Genomic DNA, 20,742 nt, shown 5'->3' on the forward strand with positions numbered 1-20,742 from the left:
TCAAGGCGCGGCGATCGTCTCGCTCTCGGCCGCTCTTGCCTGCGTCGGCGTCTCCTCGGCTTCCCGTCGCGGCAGGCTCGATCCGACGAAGCTCTCGATCGCCGCGAGCACCGGTTCGCGAAACCGGTCGGCCTCCTGCAGCAGTTCGTGGCGGGCGCCGGGCACGCCCAGATGATGGCCGGTGCGCATGCGCCAAGCCAGGCGCGCGCTGGCACCGCTCGGCACCACGCGGTCCGCGCCGGCGGTGATCACCAGCGTCGGCAGCGCCATGGCCGCGATCGTGTCGGAGCGCTCGAAGCGCCGGGCGGTGCGCAGCATCGCGCGCAACCATGAGGCCGAGAACGAGTGCACCACGAGGTTCGGCGCGGCGGCCTCGATCGCGCGGTTGCGAAGGAAGCGCCGGGCGTCGTGGGTGAGAGGATTGCCGGCGAGCGTGGTGCCGGGGCCGGCGCGCGCGGCGCGGCGAACGGGCAGATGGCCGAGGCCCGCGACGTGGAGAAGCCCGGCGGCCGCGGCGTAGAACCGGTGGAGACCGGCCGAGCCCGGCAGCGCGACGAGCGGCGCGGTGAGCACGAGACGCTCGACCTGCGGCTCCAGCAGAGGCATGGCGGCAAGGGCGACGAGACCGCCCATCGAATGGGCGACCACGGCATGGGGGCCGGGGCAGCGCACCCACGCGACCTCGCGCAGGAAGCGGTCGAGATCCTCCACCAGAAGCCCGAACCGCGGCAGATGCCCGACCGAGGCGAAGCGCGACAGGCGGCCGGAGCCGCCCTGGCCGCGCCAGTCGAACGTCGCCACGCAGAAGCCGCGCGCAGAGAGATCGCGCATCGTCTCGAAATACTTTTCGAGCGCCTCGTTGCGACCCTGCAGGAGGGTGATCGTGCCGCGCGCCGGCCCGGTGGCGGGCACGACCGCGCAGCGAAGGCGCGCGCCATCGCCCGTCTCCAGCCAGGAAAGCGCGAGGCCATCCGGCGGCGGGTTGTCGTCGGTGGCGACGAAGCTCGGTTCGGGGTCGATGCTCAAGGCCAGCCCTTCGCTCTCGCGCCGGCCCTCGCAGGGGGGCGATCCCCCCGACGCGCCCGCCGGATCGCTTGAAGCACGTCCTAGCGCAGCCGGTGGGCGGTTTGAAGGTGGATGTCGAACGGGTTGAGGCCGGAAGCCCTGAACGGACTTCCGGCCTCGAACGACCACAGCAGAAGGGACGGGACGCTGCGGCCGTCTTCGTGAGCCGGCGAGGAGGCCGGCGATGAGCGAGGTCGGGAACCCTCTTCGAGGTTCCCGACCCCAAGCGGCTGCGACGGAAGGGACGGGACGCCGCAGCCGTTGGGTGGGAAGGGCGACGCCGGTGGCGCGCCCTTCGATTCGTCGGGAGCCCTTAGCCCCCGTATCCGTGCCGGCCGCCCTCGCGGAAGCGGTCGTAGTCGCGGGCGCCGCGCTCCCAGCCGATGCGCTCGGAGCCGAGAATGTCGCCGTCGCGGGCATCGAGCGCCACGCGGATCACCGCGCCGTTGGGCCGCACCGCGGTGGCGACGTAGCGATCGCGGCGCAGACGGATGTCGCGGATTTCGACGAAGCCCGAGCGGCGCAGGATGCGCGCGATCCGCCGCTCCGGCAGCACGTCGCGGAACGCCTCCCGGTGCGGCCCGCCATGCTCCCAGCGGTCGGCATCCAGCCGCCCGTCGCGCTCGACATGGACGGCGCCGCGCTCGCGCCAATCGGCCTGCGCCGGCAGGGCCACGGCAGCGAGGCCGAGCGAGAGAAGAAGCGCAGAGAGGACCGACTTCATGGCGAGACCTTCCGGGGTCGAGACCCCCTTTCGAGCGACCGGCGAGGCGCCTCGTCGCTCTTCATGTCGCCACCATGGGGCCCGCGAGGTGAACGGAAGCGGAAGGCGTCGTTCATCTTCGGTTCACGGGCGAGAATCCGCCGCGGTCGCAAGTTTCGCGGGCAAAAAGCGAAGCGTCGGAAGGGGTTAAGCCGCCGTAAAATTTCTGCGGGAAAAATCTTGAAGCCGATTTCGCCGGCTCCCATCTCATTCCCAGCGGCCGCCGAAACGGGGCCGCCGGCCATCGGGCCCTCGCCGCCTCGTGCGGGAGAAACGTCCGGTCGCCACCGTCGCAAACCCTGTTGCTTCCTATGGAGAACGACCATGCGTCAGTACGACTTCGCCCCCCTCTATCGCTCCACCGTCGGTTTCGACCGCCTCTTCTCGATGCTCGACACGCTGGGCTCGGGTGAGAACGCGCAGAGCTATCCGCCCTACAACATCGAGCGCACCGGCGAGAACGCCTACCGCATCACCATGGCGGTCGCGGGCTTCTCGGATACCGAACTCTCGATCGAGTCGCGCGAGAACGGTCTCACCGTGAAGGGCGAGAAGGCCGAGGAGACGGCCGAGGGCTCCGAGTTCCTCTATCGCGGCATCGCGGGGCGCGCCTTCGAGCGCCGCTTCCAGCTGGCCGAGCATGTCGAGGTGCGCGGCGCCAGCCTGAAGAACGGCCTGCTGCACATCGACCTCGTGCGCGTCATTCCCGAGGCGCTGAAGCCCCGCAAGATCGAGATCGCGACGGCCAACGCCAACGCGCGGTCGATCGAGGCCACCGCCGCCTGAGGCGAGCCTTCGGCTCGAACTTGAGCGACCAAACGAGAACGGCGCCCCTCGGGGCGCCGTTTTTTGCGTCTGGCTTATGAGCGCAAAGCTCAGGCGATGGCGGCCGCGAAGCGCTCGACGTCGCCCGGCTCGGTCGACCAGCTGGTGACCAGGCGGATCAGCTGCTCGTTCTCGCCGATCAGCGTCGGGCTGCCATGCGGCGGGTTCCAGTCGTAGAACACCGCGCCCTCGGCCCGCAGCTTGGCCGCGGTCGCCGTCTCGACGATGGCGAAGACCTCGTTGGTGCGCGTGTTCCAGGCCTCGCGCGCATGGGTGGAGCGGCGGATGCCCTCGCGCAGCGCGTCGGCCATGGCGTTGGAATGGGCGGCGAGCTTCAGCCACAGGCCGTCGCCGAGATAGGCGGTGAACTGCGCCGCGACGAAGCGCGTCTTGGAGAAGAGCTGGGCGCCGCGCTTGCGGATATAGGGAAACTGGCGGGCCTTCTCGGGGTCGAAGAAGACCACGGCCTCGGCGCACCAGCAGCCGTTCTTCGTGGCGCCGAAGGAGAGGATGTCGACGCCCGCGCGCCAGGTCATGTCGGCGGGCGAGGCGTTGGAGGCGACGAGCGCGTTGGCGAAGCGCGCGCCGTCCATGTGCAGCGACAGGCCGCGCTCGTGAGCGATGTCCGCAATCGCCCCGATCTCGCCCACCGTGTAGAGCGTGCCCGCCTCGCCCGGCTGCGACACGGTGACCGCCATCGGCTGGCCCGCATGGATGAAGTCGGGCCGGAACCGCGCCAGCTCGCGCTTCAGATTATAGGGGTCGATCAGCCCGTTGGCGCCGTCCACCGGCGCCATGCGCGCCCCGTGGGTGAAGAATTCCGGCGCGCCGCACTCGTCCTCGATGACATGCGCCTCGCGGTGGCAGAGCACCACGCCGCCGGGCCGGTTGACCGCGGCGAAGGCCAGCGAGTTGGCGGCGGTGCCGGTGCCCACGAAGAACACGGCGACCTCGCGCTCGAAGATCTCGTCGAAGCGGCGCTCCACCGCCTTGTCGAGTTCGCTGGCGCCATAGGCGGCCGCCATGCCCGAGGCATTGGCGGCGAGCGCGTCGTTAATCGCCGGGTGGACGCCGGACCAGTTGTCGGAAGCAAAGATCATCGCCGCTGACTATCGCCTCGCCGCGCCACGAACAAGAGACCCGGGCGACGTGTCGCCCCGCGGCGGCTTCAACTCGCGGGCGCCAGAGGTTAGAACGGATCTTGCCGGGCGTGCCCAAGTCTGCGATAAGTGCGATGATAGGTCAGTAGTGCTGCCCTAAATTGTCCGCCGGATGCCGGTGGACGACGGGTGGCACGGGCAATGCCCCTCGCGCGTTCGCGTGAACGACGGGTCATGCCGGACCGGTGACGATCGGCCCTTGCGGCGCGGAAGGTCCCTTCGGGCCGGCCGTGCCCTTCGGGCTGCGAGGAAGGGGGGTCGGTCCATGGTGGGACGGCGCCCCCGCGAAACGAGGGAGACCGCCGTGATGACGAACGAGACGCCATCCATCATCGAGGACGCCGCCGCGACCCGCGCGAACGCCCCGATCGCCGCGGTCAAACCCCGCACCTTGCCGAAGGCGCAAGGCCTCTACGACCCGCGCCGCGAGCACGATGCCTGCGGCGTCGGCTTCATCGCGCATATGAAGAACCAGAAGTCGCACTCGATCGTCGAGAAGGGGCTTCAGATCCTGGAGAACCTGACGCATCGCGGCGCCGTCGGCGCCGATCCGCTGATGGGCGACGGCGCGGGCATGCTCGTGCAGATCCCGCACGAGTTCCTTAAGGCCGAGATGGCGGCCCAGGGCGTCGACCTGCCGGCCGCCGGCCAGTACGGCGTCGGCTTCGTCTTCATGCCGCAGGACGAGGCGCGTCGCCTCCACTTCAAGGAGCTCTTCGAGAAGGCCGCCGCCGAGGAGGGTCAGACCGTGCTCGGCTGGCGCGACGTGCCCGTCGACAACGCCTCCCTCTCGAAGGCCCCGGAGATCATGGCGACCGAGCCGGTGCACCGGCAGGTCTTCATCGCGCGCGCCCCTTCGGTGGAGAGCGACGACGATTTCGAGCGCAAGCTCTTCATCATCCGCAAGGTCGTGTCGAACCGCGTCTACGCCGAGGCCGCGGGTGAGGAATCCGACTTCTACGTCGTGTCGCTCTCCTCGCGCACCCTCGTCTACAAGGGCATGTTCCTCGCCTACCAGGTGGGCGCCTACTACCGCGACCTGAAGGACCCGCGCTTCGAGACGGCGCTTGCCCTCGTGCACCAGCGCTTCTCCACCAACACCTTCCCCTCGTGGAAGCTCGCCCATCCCTACCGGATGGTCGCCCATAACGGCGAGATCAACACGCTGCGCGGCAACGTCAACTGGATGGCGGCGCGTCAGGCCTCGGTGGATTCGGAGCTCTTCGGCAACGACATCTCGAAGCTCTGGCCGATCTCCTACGAGGGCCAGTCCGACACCGCCTGCTTCGACAACGCGCTCGAATTCCTGTGCGAGGGCGGCTACCCGCTGGCGCACGCGATGATGATGCTGATCCCCGAGGCGTGGTCCGGCAACAAGGAGATGAGCCCGGAGCGGCGCGCCTTCTATGAGTACCACGCCGCGCTGATGGAGCCCTGGGACGGGCCGGCCGCGGTGTGCTTCACCGATGGGCGCCAGATCGGCGCGACGCTCGACCGCAACGGCTTGCGGCCGGCGCGCTACGTCGTGACCGACGACGACCTCGTGATCCTCGCCTCCGAGGCCGGCACGCTGCCGGTGCCCGAGGAGCGCATCGTCAAGAAGTGGCGCCTGCAGCCGGGCAAGATGCTGCTCATCGACCTGGAAAAGGGGCGCATCGTCTCCGACGAGGAGATCAAGGGCGAGATCGCCTCGGCCAATCCCTACAAGGACTGGCTGAAGTCGACGCAGCTCATCCTCGAGGACCTGAAGCCCGTGGCACCGCGCGCCTCGCGCGCCGACGTGTCGCTGCTCGATCGCCAGCAGGTCTTCGGCTACACGCAGGAGGACACGCGCATCCTGATGGCGCCGATGGCCACCACCGGCCAGGAGGCCATCGGCTCGATGGGCACGGACACGCCGATCTCGGCGATGTCGGAGAAGTCGAAGCTCCTCTACACCTATTTCAAGCAGAACTTCGCGCAGGTCACCAACCCGCCGATCGACCCGATCCGCGAGGAACTCGTCATGAGCCTCGTGTCGTTCATCGGGCCGCGCCCCAACATCTTCGACCTCGAAGGCACCTCGCGCCGCAAGCGGCTGGAGGTGCGCCAGCCCATCCTGACGAACGGCGACCTCGAGAAGATCCGCACCATCGGCCACACCGAGGACCGGTTCGACACCAAGACGATCGACACGACCTATCCCGTGGTGCAGGGCGCCGAGGGCATGGCCGGGGCGCTGGAGCGCCTGTGCGAGCGCGCCGAGGCGGCGGTGGTTGGCGGCTACAACATCATCATCCTGTCGGACCGGCAGGTCGGGCCGGACCGCATCCCGATCCCGGCGCTGCTCGCCTGCGCGGCCGTGCACCACCATCTCATCCGCAAGGGCCTTCGCACCGCGGCGGGCCTCGTGGTGGAATCGGGCGAGCCGCGCGAGGTGCATCACTTCGCCTGTCTCGCCGGCTACGGCGCCGAGGCGATCAATCCGTATCTGGCCTTCGACACGCTGCTCGGCATGCACGCGCGCGGCGACTTCCCGCCCGAGGTGGACGCCAAGGAGCTGGTCTCGCGCTTCATCAAGTCGGTGGGCAAGGGGCTGCTCAAGGTCATGTCCAAGATGGGCATCTCGACCTACCAGTCCTATTGCGGCGCGCAGATCTTCGACGCGATCGGCCTGCAGTCCGGTTTCGTCGAGCGCTACTTCTTCGGCACCTCGACGACGATCGAGGGCGTCGGGCTGGACGAGATCGCCCGCGAGACGGTGGAGCGCCACACGCTCGCCTTCTCCGACGATCCTGTGCTCGCCCGCTCGCTCGAGGTCGGCGGCGAATACGCCTATCGCATGCGCGGCGAGGCCCATATCTGGTCGCCCGACGCGGTGGCGACGCTGCAGCACGCGGTGCGTCTGGAATCCTACGAGAAGTACCGCGAATACGCCGCGCTGGTGAACCAGTCCGACGTCGCCAACTCTTCGATCCGCGGTCTGTTCAAGATCAAGATGGCGGACGAGCTGGGTCTCCAGCCCGTGCCGCTCGACGAGGTGGAGTCGGCCGCCACGATCGTGCGCCGCTTCTCCACCGGCGCCATGAGCTTCGGCTCGATCTCGCGCGAGGCGCACGCGACGCTCGCCGTCGCGATGAACCGGATCGGCGGCAAGTCCAACACCGGCGAGGGTGGCGAGGAGCCCGACCGCTACCTGAAGCTCGTGGACGGCACGGCCAACCCCGAGCGCTCGGCGATCAAGCAGGTGGCCTCCGGCCGCTTCGGCGTGACGACAGAGTATCTCGTCAACGCCGACATGCTGCAGATCAAGGTCGCGCAGGGCGCCAAGCCCGGCGAGGGCGGGCAATTGCCCGGCCACAAGGTGGACGCGACCATCGCCAAGACCCGGCACTCGACGCCGGGCGTCGGCCTGATCTCACCCCCGCCCCACCACGACATCTATTCGATCGAGGATCTGGCGCAGCTGATCTTCGACCTGAAGAACGTCAACCCGGAAGCCGCGATCTCGGTGAAGCTGGTGTCGGAGGTCGGCGTCGGAACGGTGGCGGCGGGCGTCGCCAAGGCGCGCGCCGACCACATCATCGTGTCCGGCTACGACGGGGGCACCGGCGCCTCGCCGCTGACCTCGATCAAGCACGCAGGCTCGCCCTGGGAGATGGGTCTCGCCGAGACGCAGCAGACGCTGGTGCTGAACGGGCTTCGCTCGCGCATCGCGCTGCAGGTCGACGGGGGCCTGCGCACGGGCCGCGACGTCGTGATCGGCGCGCTGCTCGGCGCCGACGAGTTCGGCTTCTCCACCGGCCCGCTCATCGCGGCCGGCTGCATCATGATGCGCAAGTGCCACCTCAACACCTGCCCCGTCGGCGTCGCCACGCAGGACCCGGTGCTGCGCAAGCGCTTCAAGGGCACGCCCGAGCACGTCATCAACTTCTTCTTCTTCATCGCCGAAGAGGTTCGCGAGATCATGGCGGCCATGGGCGTGCGCACGCTCGCCGAGCTCGTCGGGCGCTCCGAGCGTCTCGACAAGCGCGAGATGATCGAGCACTGGAAGGCGCGCGGGCTCGACTTCACGAGGATGTTCTACAAGCCCGAGGCGGCGCACGAGGAGACGCTCTGGACGCAGCGCCAGAAGCATCCGATCGACGACGTGCTCGACCGCAAGCTCATCGCCGAGGCGATGCCGGCGCTGGAAACGCGCCAGAGCGTGACGATCGAGACCGCCATCTCCAACGTCGACCGTTCGGCGGGGGCCATGCTCTCGGGCGAGGTGGCCAAGCGCTACGGCATGAAGGGCCTCGCCGACGACACGATCCGCGTGCTCCTCACCGGCACGGCCGGGCAGAGCTTCGGCGCGTTCCTCTCGCGCGGCATCACCTTCGAGCTGGTGGGCGACGGCAACGACTATGTCGGCAAGGGCCTCTCGGGCGGCAAGCTGATCGTGCGGCCGCGCGAGAACACCCGCATCGTGCCGGAGGAGTCGATCATCATCGGCAACACCGTGCTCTACGGCGCGATCTCCGGCGAGTGCTACTTCCGGGGCGTGGCGGGCGAGCGCTTCGCGGTGCGCAACTCCGGCGCCGTCGCGGTGGTGGAGGGCGTCGGCGACCACGGCTGCGAGTACATGACCGGCGGCGTCGTCGTCATCCTCGGGCATACGGGGCGCAACTTCGCGGCCGGCATGTCCGGCGGCATCGCCTATGTCTACGATCCCGAAGGCAATTTCGCGGATCGCTGCAACATGGCGATGGTGGAGCTCGAGCCGGTGCCGGAGGAGGACGACCTTCTCGAGAAGCTGCACCATCACGGCGGTGACCTCCAGCACAAGGGGCGGGTGGACGTCTCCTCCAACATGACCGGCCACGACGACGAGCGGCTCTACCAGCTGATCTCCAACCATCTCCACTACACCGGCTCGGCCCGGGCCAAGGAGATGCTGGACAACTGGGAGGCCTACCGGCCGAAATTCGTGAAGGTCATGCCGGTGGAGTACCGCCGCGCGCTGCTCGAGATGGAGCGCATGCGTATGGGCATCGCCGCGGAGTAGCCGGCGATGCCGAAGCTCCGGCCGCGGGCGGCGGCGCTCGCGGTTCTCGTCGCCGTCGCCATGCCCGTCGCCGCCTGGTGGATCGGCGGGCAGTGGCATGGGGCCAGCGCGGTCGCGGGTCTGGCGCTCGGGCTCTGCGTCTACAACTGGCGCGTGATCCTGCACTGGGCTCCATGGTGGTCGATTGACGAATGGCCTCCCTCTTCGGCCGCGCACGTCTATATCGCACGACAGAAGCCGCGACCGGTGTCGCGGTCTGATCATTCGGGAGACGTTCGCATGGCCGATCTCAAGCTCTGGGGCTTCAACGGCTCCACCTATGTGCGCACGGTGCGCATGCTGCTCGCCGAGAAGGGCGTCACCGACTACGAGCAGGATCCCGTGAACGTTCTGGCCGGCGAGCCGCACAGCCCCGAGCACCTCGCGCGCCATCCCTTCGGCAAGGTGCCGGTGATCGAGCACGCGGGCTTTCGCGTCATCGAGACGGCGGCGATCACGCGCTACCTGAACTCCGCCCTCCAGGGCCGCGACCTCGTGCCGGCCGAGCCGCGCGATGTCGCGCGCATGGACATGGTGATCTCGATCATCGACAGCTACGGCTACGGGCCGATCCTCGGCGGCGTCGTCGCCTACCATCTCTTTCCCGAATTCGTCGGCGGCAAGGACGAGACGGCCCATCACGAGGGCATCGCCAAGGGCAAGCAGGTTCTCGGCGAAATCATGAAGATCAAGGGCGACTCGCCCTTCCTCGCCGGCGACGAGCTTTCCATCGCCGATCTCTACCTCGCGCCGCTGATCACCTATGTCGCGATGACCCCGCACAAGGACGAGTTCCTCGCACTGCCGGGCATGAGCGACTGGTGGAGCCGCGTCTCGGCGCTCGATAGCTTCAAGACCACCGCCGCCTGACCGATCGTCCCGCCCGACGGTGGCGCTTGCAGCCTCGCGCAAAATAGGGCAGTAATGCTGTCGCATCTTGCCGACGATTGAGGTCGCCGGCGGGAGCGCGAGCCTGCGGCAGGCGGCGTGCAGTTTGGACGCGTTCTATTCCCGTGCGGTTTCGTGTAGGAGGTTTTGCAAGGCTCGGCGCGGGTCGATATCCCGCCGGGCCTTTTCGCTGCGACCACGCTGGGTGGACGGGCAGCGACAGTTCGGAAGATGGAGGGGCACATGGGCAAGGTCACGGGCTTTCTCGAGATCGATCGGCAGACCGCGAAATATCAGCCGGCATCCGACCGCATCCGCCATTTCCGCGAGTTCACCCTGCCGATGTCCGACGAGGAGGTCGGCAAGCAGGCGGCGCGCTGCATGGATTGCGGCATTCCCTACTGCCACGGCCCGACCGGCTGCCCGATCCACAACCAGATCCCCGACTGGAACGATCTCGTCTATGCCGGCGACTGGGAAACCGCCGTCCGCAACCTGCATTCCACCAACAACTTCCCCGAGTTCACCGGGCGCATATGCCCCGCGCCTTGCGAGGAGGCCTGCACGCTGAACCTCGAAGACGCGCCGGTCGCCATCAAGACGGTGGAGCAGGCGCTGGCCGACAAGGCCTACAAGCTCGGCCTCGTGAAGCCGCAGCCCGCGAGCGTCCAGTCCGGCAAGCGCGTGGCGGTGATCGGCTCGGGCCCCGCCGGCATGGCTGCGGCCCAGCAGCTCGGCCGCGCCGGCCATGCGGTGGACGTGTTCGAGCGCGAGTCGCGCCCCGGCGGCCTGCTGCGCTACGGCATTCCCGACTTCAAGATGGAGAAGCACTGGATCGACAAGCGCGTCGAGCAGATGCGCGGCGAGGGCGTTACCTTCCATTGCGGCGTCGAAATCGGTCGCGACCGCAAGATCGCCGATCTCCAGGCCGAATACGACGCGGTGCTGTATTGCGGCGGCGCCGAGCGCCCGCGCGACGCCGGCATTCCCAACAACGGGCTCGCCGGCATCCACGAGGCCATGCCCTATCTCGTGCAGCAGAACCGGCGCGTCGGCGGCGAGGCCGTGCAGAGCCGCGGCTGGGCGGGGCCCGAGATCTGGGCCGGCGGCAAGCACGTGGTGGTGGTCGGCGGCGGCGACACGGCGTCCGACTGCGTCGGCACGGCGTTCCGCCAGGGCGCCGTGAAGGTGACGCAGCTCGACATCCGCCCGCAGCCGCCCAAGACCGAGAACAAGCTCGAGGTCTGGCCCTACTGGGCCACCAAGATGCGCACGTCCTCCAGCCAAGCCGAGGGCGCGGTGCGCGAGTTCCAGGTGGCGACGCTCGAGTTCGTCGGAGAGGACGGCGTGCTCACCGGCGTCAAATGCGCCGAGGTCGACGAGCGTCGCAAGCCCATTCCCGGCACGGAATTCGTCATCAAGGCCGATCTCGCCTTCACCGCCATCGGCTTCGCCGGCCCCATGACCGACGGCCTCATGGCCGATGCCGGCGCAGCGTTGGCGACGAAGGCCGACAATCGCGGCAACGTCGCGGTGGCCGCCGACGACCAGTCCTATCGCAGCTCGATGGAGAAGCTGTACGTGGCTGGCGACGTGCGTCGCGGGCAGTCTCTGGTGGTCTGGGCGATCCGCGAGGGCCGGCAGGCCGCGCGCTCGATCGATCTCGACCTGATGGGCGCGACCACGCTGCCGCGCTGATCGGGCAATTCCTGGGGGAATGCGATGCAAGGCGGCCGGTGGCCGCCTTCGTCATGTCGGGATGGGATCGACGGAAGACGCTTGCGTCGCGCCGCCTGGAAACGGCGGCCGATCCCGCCGCCTCAGTTTGCAGGGGGAGCCGGCGAAGGAGCGGGTTCCGGCGCCGCCGCGGCGGTCGGATCGAGACCTGCGGATCCGCGCAAGGCCTCCGGCACGATCGGCGCAGCGGCGGGCGCTGCCGAAACCGCCCCACCGCGCCCCGTCCAGTTGAAATGGTCGGCGCGCCCTTCGGTCGGCGCTGCGGGCACGCCCTCCACCAGCAGCCGGCGCCCGGCCTGCGCGGCATCCGCTGCGAGCGCAGGCGACACGCCGCCGAGAAGCTGGTCGCCGCCGTCGAGGCGGGGGTCGGCGAAGGAGATGGGGGGCGTCGCGACGGCGCTGGCCGCCACCGATGGCAGATCGGCCGGCGAGAGAGGCTGCGGGCCGAGCGTCGCCACCAGATCGTCGGCACCGAGCCCGAGAAGCTTGGTCACCGGCTTCTCGACGAAATAGGCGAGCTTCTCCTGCCCCGCGGGCGTCAGCGTGATGCCGTCGGAATTGCGCAGGCGCACGGTCTGCCCGGCGGTGTCGGGGCCGGACGAGGTGAAGGCGCCGTCGGCGTCGGTGAAGCCGCCCCAGACGTCGACGAACTCGCCGCCGACGCGCAGCGCCGCCGTGCGGTAGAGGTCGTTGAGATAGACCATGTCCTCGCTGGCGCGGTCGGACTGGAAGGCGGGCATGCCGACCCAGACGAGCGGCACGCCCTTGTCCTTCACCCCCGTCGCCAGCGCCTCCACCCGCGCCGTGTAGCGGGTCGCCCATTCGGGGGTGCGCAGCGCCAGCGTCTCGCCGCCGTCGCGCAGGCCCTGCCGGTCGTTGGCGCCGAGCATCACCACCACGAGCGCGGGCTTGGTCTCGTCGATGACGGCGGAAATCTCGGCCGGCCAATCGTAGTGATCGTCGCGCACGAGCCCGGACGAGCCGTTGGCGCGCGACACCACCCGCAGGTCGGGGCTCGCCGCGACGGCCTCTTCCAGGCCCTTGCCGAGCGATCCCGCCATGAAGTCGCCGATCACCAGCACGGTGCGGGCGTCGAGCGTCTTCTCCACCGGCTCTGCAATGCCCGCGGCAGCGACGCCCGCCGCGGCGGCTGCCGACCCCGCGACGGCCCGGCGCGCGGCGGCGTTGCGGGCCGGCCGCTTGGCGACGGCCGCGGGCGCCTTGCGGCGGACCTTGCGCACCTTCGGCGCCGGGCCCGGGGCGGCCTCGTAGCCGCGCGGCGGAGCGGCCTGGCGGGGACTTCCGAACAGCATGTCGAGAATGCCGCGGCGCTGCTGCGCCTGCGCGGGCGTCGCCGGCAGGGCGGCTGGCAACGCCAGGGCAAGGGCCAGCGAGAGCGACAGAAGGCGCGTGCTCCGGTGCGATCGGTCGGTCCGTGCCCTCATGCCGTCCCCCCTCATGTGCTCATTGCCTGCGAAGCAGGTCGAGCAAGGCCTTGGAGGCGTTGCCGTCTTCCTCGACGCCGGAGCGGCGCTGATAGGCCGTGATCGCCGTCTTCGAGCTCTCGCCGATCTTGCCGTCGATCTTGCCGTCGTACAATCCGTGCTGCGTCAGGCGCTGCTGCACCTCGTAGCGCTCGGGCATCGAGAGCGGCGTGTAGCCGCGCGGCCAGCCCTGCGCAAAGTCGCCGCCGCCGGCGATGCGGTCGGCGAGGTGTCCCACCGCGAGGGCGTATTTGTCGGCGTTGTTGTAGCGCTTGATGACGTAGAAGTTCTTCATCATCAGGAAGGCCGGACCGTTCGGGCCGGCCGGCATCACGAGATTGGCGCTGTCGCCGCCGCCGGCGAAGCCCCGGCCGTTGGGGCGGCGGAAGCCGAGCGTCTCCCACTGCGCCAGGGTCTTCTTGGCGCCCTTGAGGCTGGCGGCCCCGGCAGGCGCCACCACCTCGTAGCCCCAGGTCTTGCCAGACTGCCAGCCGTTCTTCTTCAGAAGGTTGGCGGCGGTGGCGAGCGCGTCGGGCACCGAGCGCCAGATGTCGGGATGACCGTTGCCGTCCATGTCCACGGCATAGGCCTGGTAGCTCGTCGGAATGAACTGCGTGTGGCCCATGGCGCCGGCCCAGGAGCCCGTGAGCCCCTCCGGCGTGACGTGGCCCGCCTGCACGATCTTCAAGGCGGCGATCAGCTGCTGGCGGGCGAACTTGGCGCGCTTGGGATCCATGTAGGCGAGCGTCGCCAAGGCCTGCGGCACGCTCTTCATCACGTCCTGGCGCTCGAGGATGCGCCCGTAATTGGATTCCATCGACCAGATCGCGAGCAGCACGTCGCGGTCGACGCCGAAGCGGGCCTCGATGCGGTCGAGCCAGGGCTTCAGCTGCGCCTCGGCCTGCCGGCCGTCGCGCACCGAATCCTCGTTCACCCGGTTGTCGAGATAGTCCCAGATCGTGTCGCGGAACTCGGGCTGGAAGCGGGCCTTGCGGATGACGTCGGGATCGGGCTCGCTGACGCCTGCGAACACCCGCTCGTAGACGCGCGGGCTGACCCCGGCCGCGACGGCGGTCTTCTCGAAACCGGCGATCCAGCGCTGGAAGCCGGCATCGGCGGCGGCGGGCGAGGCGAGGGCGAACGTCAGCCCGAGGGCGAAGCTGGCGCCGGCAAGGCGCGCGAGCGGGGTGGTGATCGGTCCAGGCATGGGTGTCCTCCGGAAGCGCGGATCGTCGTCGAACCTCGAGTCTATCGTCAGGATGTGAACGCTTCCTTTACCACGTCGAAACGACGCGCGCCGCCCTCGACAGTTCCTTATTCTTTTCCACTTTTTCAGGCGAAATCGCGGCGTTGTGCGGGGCGGTCGACAGATGACGCCTTGTTGACCTATTGCTAGCGCCGATCGATCGTCAGGAAGGATGAGTGCATGCGCAAGGTCAGGAAAGCCGTATTTCCGGTCGCAGGTCTGGGAACACGGTTCCTCCCCGCGACGAAGGCGATTCCGAAGGAGATGCTGACGGTGGTCGACCGTCCGGTCATCCAGTACGTGGTGGACGAGGCCCGGCAGGCGGGCATCGAGCACCTGATCTTCGTGACCGGCCGCAACAAGGGCGTCATCGAGGACTATTTCGACATCCAGGTCGAACTGGTGAGCACGCTCTCGGAGCGCGGCAAGAAGGCCGAGCTCGACCTTCTCGACGAGATGCAGCCCAAGGCCGGCACCGCCAGCTTCACCCGCCAGCAGGCCCCGCTCGGGCTCGGCCATGCCGTGTGGTGCGCGCGCGAACTCGTCGGCCCCGAGCCCTTCGCGCTGCTTCTGCCCGACATGATCATGCAGTCCGAGCAGGGCTGCCTGAAGAAGATGGTCGAGCTCTACGAGCAGACCGGCGGCAACGTCATCTCGGTGGAGCAGTGCGACCCCGCCGAGACCAACAAATACGGCATCGTCGGCAAGGGCGCGGCGGTCGGCGACGGCTTCAAGATCGACGGCATGGTGGAGAAGCCCAAGCCCGAGGAGGCGCCCTCGAACTACTTCATCTCCGGGCGCTACATCCTGCAGCCGGAGATCTTCAACATCCTGTCGACGCAGGAAAAGGGCGCCGGCAACGAGATCCAGCTCACCGACGGCATGCTGAAACTGGCGCAGAACCAGGATTTCTTCGCCTATCCCTTCGCCGGCCGCACCTTCGACTGCGGCTCGAAGGAGGGCTTCATCCAGGCCAACGTCGCCTTCGCGCTCTGGCGCCACGACATTCGCGGCAAGGTGTTCGACAATCTGCGCGAGCTGATGGAGACCGTCGAGCCGATGGATCGCCGCGGTCCGGCCCGCACCGCCGCCGAGTAGCCCGCGCGCCACCCGGCGAAACCGACGAAAGGGCGCCGGCGACGGCGCCCTATTTCGTGTCTCGGCGTCGCGCCGGCGTCAGTTCTGCAGGCGCACGCCCAACCGCACCGTGTTGGCGTCGTAGTCGCGCGCCGAGCCGGCGGCGTCGAACCGGTCGTAGCGGTAGCGCGCGAGCAGCGCGAGCTGCCGGTTGAGATGGTAGGTGAGACCCGTCTCGGCGGCATAGAGGCGCTCGCGGGCGCCGATCTCGCGTCTCCGGACGCCCGCCACGACCTGGCTTTCCCAGTCGAGCCGCGCGGTGGCGCGGTGGCGCACGCCCACCGTGCCCTGATAGAGCGTCGCGGTGTCGAGGCCGCTGGAATCGGGCTCGAAGAAGGTGGAGGCGCCGAGCACCACGTCCGTGCCCCGACGCGGCGACCAGGTGAGCGCGGCGTCGAGCGTCGGGCTGCCCGCCTGCGCGAAGGCGTCGTCGTCCGGCAGGTTCCAGGCATAGCCCGCCGCCACCTCGCCGCGCAGCTTCTCGCCGAAGTCGAGCGCCAGTCCGGCCTTCAGCGCGGGGATGACGCTGTCGCGGCTGAGGCCGAGCCCCGACACCTCGTCGAACAGGCGGCGCCCGACGCTGAAGGTGACGAAGGGGCTGAGCGTCGACGTCAGGTCGTAGCCGCCGCGAAGGCCGGCCGTGTAGGTGGTGAAGCTGTCGCCCGGCGTGAAGCGGCCGGGCGCGAAGCCGCCGTCCGCGGCGAGGCCCGGCGAGAAGACCCCGTCGGTGCGGTCCTCGCGCACCGCCTGCAGCGTCAGCGCGGCGTTGATCAACCCGACATTGCGCGAGAGCTCGGCGCCCGCCGAATAGGCGAGGACGTCCTGCTGGTTGGCGGCGGTCTGGCTGTCGCCGGTGAGGAATCCGTCGTCGCGGCTGAAGGCCAGCGCCCCGCGCAGCGTCGCCGTCCATTCGTCGGCGAGGTCGAGGCGCAGGCGCCCGTCGAGGTCGATCCGGGGCTCCTCCTCGACCGGACCGGAGAAGTTGCGTCGGTAGACGGCGCTGGCGTTGATCTCGGCGGCGTGGCGCGACCAGTCGGAGACGGCGCGGCCGGTGAGGGTGGTCTGCGAGAAGGCGCCCCGCACCCCGTCGAGCGAATTGGTGAGATTGTCGGAGACGCCGAGGCTCTGTTCCAGCGCGGTGAAGACGCGAAACGAGCCGACGCGCGTGCCGACCGGGCCGAACGGATCGTCCGGCGAGACCGCCAGCACGCGGCCGAGCGTCTCGAAGCCGGTGTTCAGGCGGCGCAGGCCGACATCGTCGAGGGCGGGGCTGCGCACCGGTCCGACCGCGCGAAACAGCTGCGCTCGCTCGGTGCGGTCCGTCGGGTCGGCAAGGGGGTCGGCAAGGGGATCGGCAAGGGGATCGATCCGGTCGCCCACGGCATGGGCCCGGCCGCCGCGCGGCGCGGGCCGCTCGGCTGCTACGCCCACGGGCTCGTCCGGCAGGTTCTCGCGGCGCGAACGGTCCGGTCCGGCGAAGAGATCCACCGCGGGGGTCTCGACGAGATCGGTCGGGGTGGCCGTGGCCGTGGCCGCGGCCTCGCCGGGCGAGCGCAGCGGGGCTTCGCGCAAGTCGCCGCCGAGCGTGCGGCTGGTGGTGGAGCGAAGACGGCCGAGCGGCTCGCCGAAGCGTCCGTCGCTTCGCGCCGCCGGCGCCGCGCGGTCGCCGGCCGGCGCGTCGGTGTCGGTTCGAAGCTCGAAGCCGTCCGAGAAGCGCGGCGGCTCGGCGATCGTGGCGGCCGATGCGGCCGGCGGGACACGAGACGCCGGCTCCTGGGCGGCTGCGGCCGGAATGACGAGCGCCAGCGCGCAGGTGGCCCCGGCCAGCCCGGCCGATCTCTTCCACGCGTTTCGAACCATCGCCATCGGTCTCGCCGTTCCCCATGCGAATCGCGACGTCTCGCACGCCGGCTCCCTACCGAAACCTAAACTTTCATGGTTAACGGAAGCTTGAGGTCGGCGACCCCGCTGGGATTGCGGGTCGGATGACGTGCCGTTCGCAACGCAGGACACGCCGCCAACGCTGGTCAGCCGCGGCGTCCGGCGCTAGAGCATGAAGCGATGAGCGCCCGACCCGTTTCCCCCGCCTCGCCCTTCGCACCTGCCGCCACCGCCGGCAGCCTCTCGGCGATCCGTACCGTCACCACCGAGGCGGCGGCCCTGCAGGCTCTCGCCGAGGCTCTCGCCGGCCCGATGGGCGAGGCCTTCGAGCGGGCCCTGGCCTCCATCTCGGCGGTGACCGGCCGGCTCGTGGTCACCGGCATCGGCAAGAGCGGCCATATCGGCTCGAAGATCGCGGCGACCTTCGCCTCCACCGGCACGCCCGCCTTCTTCGTGCATCCCGTCGAGGCCAACCACGGCGATCTCGGCATGATCGGGGCAGGCGACGCCGTTCTCGCCATGTCGTGGTCGGGCGAGTCGGCGGAGCTGCAGGGCATCGTCGCCTACACCCGGCGCTTCCGCATTCCGCTGATCGCGATCACCTCGCGCGAGACCTCGGCGCTGGCACGCGAAGCCGACGAGCGGCTGATCCTGCCGCGCGTCGAGGAGGCCTGCCCGCACGGGCTGGCCCCGACCTCCTCCACCACGATGCAGCTGGCGCTCGGCGACGCGCTCGCCGTGGCGCTGCTCGAGCGCAAAGGCTTCACGCCCGGCGACTTCCGGGTGTTCCATCCCGGCGGCCAGCTCGGCGCGAGCCTTCGCCATGTCGGCGATCTCATGCATCGCGGCGAGGCGATGCCCTTGGTGGCCACGGGCACGCCGATGTCGGAGGCGATCCTGGCGATCTCGCGCAAGGGCTTCGGCTGCGTCGCGGTGGTGGACGGGCCCGGCCGGCTGCTCGGCATCGTCACCGACGGCGACCTGCGCCGCCACCTTTCGGGCGATCTCCTGGCGCGCACCGTGGACGAGGTGATGACCCACGCGCCCAAGACCATCCGTCCCGACACGCTGGCGGGAACGGCGCTGGACATGCTGAACTCCGCCAACATCACAGCGCTGATGGTGGTGGAGGACGGGATGCCCGTCGGCATCATCCATCTGCACGACCTCCTGCGCATCGGCGTCGCCTGACGCCCATCGCCTCGTCCCGCCGGATCTTCAGCCGTCAGTCGATCCAGCCGCGCAACTCGCGCCGCACCATGTGCTCGATCACGTCCATGCCCGGCTCGGAATCGTTGAGGCAGGGAATGTGGGCAAACTTCTCGCCGCCACCGTGCAGGAAGATCTCGCCGGCCTCGCCCGCGATCTCCTCCAGCGTCTCCAGGCAGTCGGAGACGAAGCCGGGATTGAGCACCGCGATGCGCTTCACGCCTCTCGCGGCCAGGGCTTCCACCGTCTTGTCGGTGTAGGGTTGCAGCCATTCCTCCGGCCCGAAACGCGACTGGAAGGTGGTCATCAGCCGCCCCTTCGGCCAGCCGAGGCGCTCGTCGAGGAGGCGCGAGGTCTTCTGGCAATGGCAGTGGTAGGGATCGCCCTTGCGGAAGTAGCTCTGCGGAATGCCGTGATAGGAGGCGATAACGTGCTCGGGCTCGAAGTCGAGCGTGGCGAGATGCGTCTCGATCGAACGCGCTAGCGCGTCGATATAGACGGGCTCGTCGTGATAGGCGGGCACGGTGCGCGCCGCCGGCATCCAGCGCTGCGCCTGCAGATGCTCGAAGAACTTGTCGTTCACCGTCGCCGTGGTCGAGGCCGCGTATTGCGGGTAGAGCGGGAAGCAGAGGATGCGCTCGCAGCCTTGGCTCATCAGCGCGTCCATGCGCTCGGCGATCGAAGGCTGGCCGTAGCGCATCGCCCAGTCGACGACGACGCTCGCCTCGCCGGCCATTCGCCCCGCCAGCTTCTCGCCCTGCGCACGGGTGAAGGTGCGCAAGGGGCTCTCGTTGCGCTCGTGATTCCAGATTTCCGCGTAGGCCTTGCCGGACTTCGTCGGCCGCGTGTTGAGGACGATGCCGTAGAGGATCGGGAACCAGGCCGCGCGGGGCCATTCGATGACGCGCTTGTCCGACAGGAACTCCCGCAGGTAACGCCGCATCGGCTTGTAGCTGGTGCCGTCGGGGGTGCCGAGATTGACGAGGAGGACGCCGACCTTCTTGGCGCGAACCCGCGGATGCGCGTCCGGCAACGGTCCGACCGCGGTGCTGTGGGCGATGTCGGCGTGGGCGTTCATGGGCGGCTTCCGGTTCGAAGGCGTGGCGGGCGGGCGGCGCGGCAGGGGCCGAACGCCGAACGGCGGCCCGTGTCGGAGCCGCCGCTAGTTCATATGGAGTAAGGACGCGCTTGCGCCATGCGGCGGGTCGGCGCGAGCCGCAACGCCTTTGTGCCGACAGGGTCAGGCGCTGGCTGGATCAGGCGCGGCGGCTGAACTCGAAGCGGCTGCCGGCGGAGTTGACGCAGGCGAGCCGGTCCGCCGCCATCTGGTTGCAGGTCACCGACACCTGCTCGTTGCGCGACTTGGAGCGGTAGATGATGCTGGCCTGCGTCGGATTGGTCTTGGTGTAGTTGCCGTCGGCGAGCGTCGCGCCGGTGCCGGTCTCGCGCGAGGTGAAGCGGCCGCCCGCGAAGGTCGCGGTGTAGGCGACGGGGCCGCCGATCGACGACCAGTTTCCCTCGATGCCGGCCGGCGGCTGGGCGAGGGCGACCGCCTGGGGCTGTTGCTGCATCTGGCAGCCGGCGAGCGCGAGGCCGAGGCCGGCGATCGAGACGAGGAGGAGAGGGCGACGCATCGGGGTGAAATTCCTCGAGGAAGAACAGATGATTCGAATTTTAAAGGATTTCCAGCGGGGAGTCATGACCACGCGCCGGCCGTCGGCGGCTCGTGCACCGGTTCTTCACCTCTCCCGCGGGCCGCGTGCGAAGACCGATCGCCCTACAGCATCGGCCCGATCGCGTTGTCGGCCCGCCGGGCGGCGATCACCGAATGGATCGAACCGATCGTCTCGATCGAGCGGATGCGTCCGTCGCTGGTGAAGCCGAACCAGTACATGGTGGTGCCGGTGACGAGCGAGCCGTTCTGCTCGTCCTCGCGCGTCCAGTCGCAGCGACTGGCGGCCTCGTCTCCCTCGACGATCGTGCCGCGCGGCTTGTAGGAAATGTAGGTCGCGCGCTTCAAGAGTTCGTTGAGGAAGGCCTTGGCCTCTTCCTCGCCGTTCAGCCGGTACTCGCCCTCCATCCGGTCGAACCATGCGGCGTCGATGATGCCGGCATTGTTCTTGTTGGAGAACACGGCGCCCGGCGCGAAGTAGCGCGCAATGGTGCCGGACGTGCCCGACATCACCGCATCCATGATTTCCTTGACCACCGCCCGTCGTCTTTGGGCATCTGTCGAGAACTCGCCCATATCGTGGTCGCTCCTGTAAGCGCATCAAGCACTT

Annotated in this window: 15 protein-coding genes; 6 read left to right on the forward strand and 9 right to left on the reverse strand. The window is 69.2% G+C overall.

All coding sequences use genetic code 11. From position 1 onward, the window contains the following. The gene (locus tag GGR04_RS18265; protein WP_183201340.1) at positions 1–1,026 is read right to left on the reverse strand and encodes an alpha/beta fold hydrolase; all 1,026 of its coding nucleotides are present in this window, start codon (positions 1,024–1,026) and stop codon (positions 1–3) included. Positions 1,027–1,378: 352 nt separating this feature from the next. Next, positions 1,379–1,789 (reverse strand): hypothetical protein, encoded by a 411-nt coding sequence (locus GGR04_RS18270; protein WP_183201341.1) that lies wholly within the window; start codon positions 1,787–1,789, stop codon positions 1,379–1,381. 363 nt (positions 1,790–2,152) lie between these two features. Here GGR04_RS18270 and GGR04_RS18275 point away from each other — a divergent pair, with 363 nt between their 5' ends. Beyond that, the gene (locus GGR04_RS18275; protein WP_183201342.1) at positions 2,153–2,614 is read left to right on the forward strand and encodes an Hsp20 family protein; all 462 of its coding nucleotides are present in this window, start codon (positions 2,153–2,155) and stop codon (positions 2,612–2,614) included. 89 nt (positions 2,615–2,703) lie between these two features. On the opposite strand, the gene GGR04_RS18280 is transcribed toward GGR04_RS18275, so the two are convergent. Next, a complete protein-coding gene (locus tag GGR04_RS18280; protein WP_183201343.1) occupies positions 2,704–3,753 on the reverse strand; it encodes a threonine aldolase family protein in 1,050 nt (349 codons plus the stop codon). 367 nt (positions 3,754–4,120) lie between these two features. On the opposite strand from GGR04_RS18280, the gene gltB reads away from it, so the two are divergent. The 3 genes from gltB to GGR04_RS18295 all read left to right on the forward strand — a co-directional run bounded on the left by gltB (position 4,121) and on the right by GGR04_RS18295 (position 11,464). After that, complete coding sequence (gltB, locus tag GGR04_RS18285; RefSeq protein WP_183201344.1) at positions 4,121–8,839, forward strand: glutamate synthase large subunit; 4,719 nt, start codon at positions 4,121–4,123, stop codon at positions 8,837–8,839. 6 nt (positions 8,840–8,845) lie between these two features. Continuing rightward, positions 8,846–9,748: a glutathione S-transferase family protein gene (locus tag GGR04_RS18290; protein WP_246393336.1), complete on the forward strand. Its 903-nt coding sequence runs from the start codon at positions 8,846–8,848 to the stop codon at positions 9,746–9,748. Between the two features lie 261 nt (positions 9,749–10,009). Next, positions 10,010–11,464 (forward strand): glutamate synthase subunit beta, encoded by a 1,455-nt coding sequence (locus GGR04_RS18295; RefSeq protein ID WP_183201345.1) that lies wholly within the window; start codon positions 10,010–10,012, stop codon positions 11,462–11,464. Between the two features lie 122 nt (positions 11,465–11,586). On the opposite strand, the gene GGR04_RS18300 is transcribed toward GGR04_RS18295, so the two are convergent. Both GGR04_RS18300 and GGR04_RS18305 read right to left on the reverse strand, forming a co-directional pair. Beyond that, positions 11,587–12,948 (reverse strand): SGNH/GDSL hydrolase family protein, encoded by a 1,362-nt coding sequence (locus GGR04_RS18300; RefSeq protein ID WP_183201346.1) that lies wholly within the window; start codon positions 12,946–12,948, stop codon positions 11,587–11,589. A 19-nt stretch (positions 12,949–12,967) separates the two neighbouring features. After that, positions 12,968–14,194, reverse strand: a complete 1,227-nt coding sequence (locus tag GGR04_RS18305) for a lytic murein transglycosylase (protein WP_183201347.1) — start codon at positions 14,192–14,194, stop codon at positions 12,968–12,970. A gap of 219 nt (positions 14,195–14,413) precedes the next feature. Between GGR04_RS18305 and galU the strand changes: the two genes are divergently transcribed. Further along, on the forward strand, positions 14,414–15,331 hold the full coding sequence (galU, locus tag GGR04_RS18310; protein WP_183201348.1) for a UTP--glucose-1-phosphate uridylyltransferase GalU: 918 nt from the start codon (positions 14,414–14,416) through the stop codon (positions 15,329–15,331). Positions 15,332–15,409: 78 nt separating this feature from the next. On the opposite strand, the gene GGR04_RS18315 is transcribed toward galU, so the two are convergent. Then, a complete protein-coding gene (locus GGR04_RS18315; protein ID WP_183201349.1) occupies positions 15,410–17,236 on the reverse strand; it encodes an outer membrane beta-barrel protein in 1,827 nt (608 codons plus the stop codon). Between the two features lie 195 nt (positions 17,237–17,431). Between GGR04_RS18315 and GGR04_RS18320 the strand changes: the two genes are divergently transcribed. Then, the gene (locus tag GGR04_RS18320) at positions 17,432–18,442 is read left to right on the forward strand and encodes a KpsF/GutQ family sugar-phosphate isomerase (protein WP_183201350.1); all 1,011 of its coding nucleotides are present in this window, start codon (positions 17,432–17,434) and stop codon (positions 18,440–18,442) included. A gap of 34 nt (positions 18,443–18,476) precedes the next feature. Here GGR04_RS18320 and hemH read toward each other — a convergent pair whose 3' ends face one another. The 3 genes from hemH to GGR04_RS18335 form a co-directional block, all read right to left on the reverse strand. Next, the gene (hemH, locus tag GGR04_RS18325) at positions 18,477–19,538 is read right to left on the reverse strand and encodes a ferrochelatase (RefSeq protein ID WP_183201351.1); all 1,062 of its coding nucleotides are present in this window, start codon (positions 19,536–19,538) and stop codon (positions 18,477–18,479) included. 178 nt (positions 19,539–19,716) lie between these two features. After that, positions 19,717–20,094 (reverse strand): Omp10 family outer membrane lipoprotein, encoded by a 378-nt coding sequence (locus GGR04_RS18330; RefSeq protein ID WP_183201352.1) that lies wholly within the window; start codon positions 20,092–20,094, stop codon positions 19,717–19,719. A 143-nt stretch (positions 20,095–20,237) separates the two neighbouring features. Further along, positions 20,238–20,669: a nuclear transport factor 2 family protein gene (locus tag GGR04_RS18335; protein WP_312857483.1), complete on the reverse strand. Its 432-nt coding sequence runs from the start codon at positions 20,667–20,669 to the stop codon at positions 20,238–20,240. Between the last annotated feature and the right edge of the window lie 73 nt (positions 20,670–20,742).

It is taken from the genome of Aureimonas pseudogalii (genome assembly GCF_014196835.1).
Taxonomy (GTDB): domain Bacteria; phylum Pseudomonadota; class Alphaproteobacteria; order Rhizobiales; family Rhizobiaceae; genus Aureimonas; species Aureimonas pseudogalii.